Source organism: Sphingomonas sp. OK281 (assembly GCF_900115295.1).
In the GTDB taxonomy this organism is placed as follows: domain Bacteria; phylum Pseudomonadota; class Alphaproteobacteria; order Sphingomonadales; family Sphingomonadaceae; genus Sphingomonas.
This window is the reverse complement of sequence record NZ_FOVZ01000017.1, coordinates 1-1,783: the sequence shown is the minus strand read 5'-3', so window position 1 is coordinate 1,783 and position 1,783 is coordinate 1. Positions and strand designations below refer to the sequence as shown.

Below are 1,783 nucleotides of genomic sequence, written 5' to 3'. Positions count from 1 at the left end.
TGCTCGTCAGTCAGCCAATACAGGTCGCTCATCGCCAGTCTCCTTGCAGAGCCTGAATCAGATCGCGCCTCTCACATCAATGGGTCCTGACCCTAACTAAACTGAGGTCCATGCCTGGACTGGTCGAACGGCCGCTACTTTCTTACGACCTGCAACCCATAGGCTACCCGCTGCCTGACCCGCGCTGGTTGGTAGCAAGCTACGTCAAAGTATTTAACGCCTCACCGAACCATCCCTCACGCTCGGCTCGGCACAGAAACGGTACCTCATCGAGGTCGTCGGCTCAAAATGATTGCGGCATTGGATCGTTAATGCTCCCAAGAGTTCCACAAGACTCGTGAACGAACGATGGGTTTCGGTTAGGCTTAGAGCCGTCCTGAACGGCCACAGCTGGGTCACGACCGCTCTGCCGGGTCATACACAAAGTTTCGATAAGGGCATGCGCTGGAAGGTGATCATATGAAATTGGCGACATTCCTAGATTGCAGTAGCGCGGATTTCCTGACACTTTCTTGGGTGGAGCGTGACCGTTCGCCTCTTACGACATTGATTTCAAACGCATCCAGGGAGCGTGCGGATTGTCAAAGCCACTAAGCTTACCCGGTGGCGACACTCGTGTATTAGCACCGACAACGACCAGGAAGATGGCACAAAGGATGTTGTCGGCCTCTCGGGCGATTGCCAATGCACTGCCGACTGGTTTTCACAACCCGACCGCGCTCGACGTTCTGTTGATACTCCACGTTGCTGAGGACGACGCAAACTATCCGGTATGGGAAGCCATGGAAGTGCCCGGAAGCCCTTCGACAATGACTATCGATCGCTGGCTCATAGCTTTAACCCATGAAGGGTTGGTGGACCGGCAAAATGGTCTGATTGCGTTGAGCCAGAAAGGTTACGCGCTCGTCGTTTCAACTATCGAACGGGTCTATGAAGCACAGCGCGCACTAGATTGACCAGCATGCTTGCAAACCTGCTAATCGCGTCAATGCTAACCCACGAAGGCGGCAGAGATGACTGAGGGATCAGACCAATCGGGGTCTGCCTCTAATAGCGAGGCTAGACTCGCCTTTCTGTTGCGTCTGAGCGACGCGCTCAGAACGGTTGATGATCCTGAGCGCATTCAAGAGATCGCCTCTCGCATTTTAGGAGAAGAGCTCGGCGCAGATCGCGTTGGCTTCGGACAAGAGCTGAGTGTCGACGGTGAGATAGTTGTGAAACAAAACCACGCTGTAGATGTGCCGAGTATCGTGGGGCGCCACCAGATCGATAAATTCGGCGTTGGCTTGTTGGCACGACTTCGCGCTGGAGAAGTTATAGCGCATGACGACGTCGCCAATGCGGAAACGATTGCAGAGCATAACAAGACGGCGCATTCGAGACTGTGTATAGGAGCGACCTTTACCGTACCGCTTCTCAGGGCGGGCGAGTTGCGCGCAATATTTTTCGTCCACTTCCGATCCCCTCATCACTTTTCGGCAAATGAGGTGAACTTTTTAAAAGAGACTGCTGAGCGGGCATGGCTCGCAGTCGAGCGGGCGCAGGCCGGCGCTGCTCTGCGCGACTGTCAATCGGCGTCCAAAAAGGACCCCCTATCGGCGTCCAAAAGAGACCCCCTTCGTCGGGCAGCGTGACGGTAACGGACGCGCCGTTCGCGCTGGTTGCGGCGTAGGGCGGGCGTAGCCCGTCCGGAGGCGTAACCAGCGCGAAGCGTTCCTCTGTCGGGTTCCCGAGGGCTAGCTGCGGTGCTTGAAGCGCCAGCTGTCGTTGCCGGTTTCGACGA

General features: G+C 56.0%; 2 protein-coding genes. Both read left to right on the top strand.

Annotated elements, in window-relative coordinates:
• Nucleotides 1–644: 644 nt before the first annotated feature.
• On the top strand, nt 645–956 hold the full coding sequence (locus BM244_RS22450; RefSeq protein WP_139227104.1) for a hypothetical protein: 312 nt from the start codon (nt 645–647) through the stop codon (nt 954–956).
• Between the two features lie 57 nt (nt 957–1,013).
• Nucleotides 1,014–1,634, top strand: a complete 621-nt coding sequence (locus tag BM244_RS23955; protein WP_093401130.1) for a GAF domain-containing protein — start codon at nt 1,014–1,016, stop codon at nt 1,632–1,634.
• The last annotated feature ends 149 nt before the right edge of the window (nt 1,635–1,783 follow it).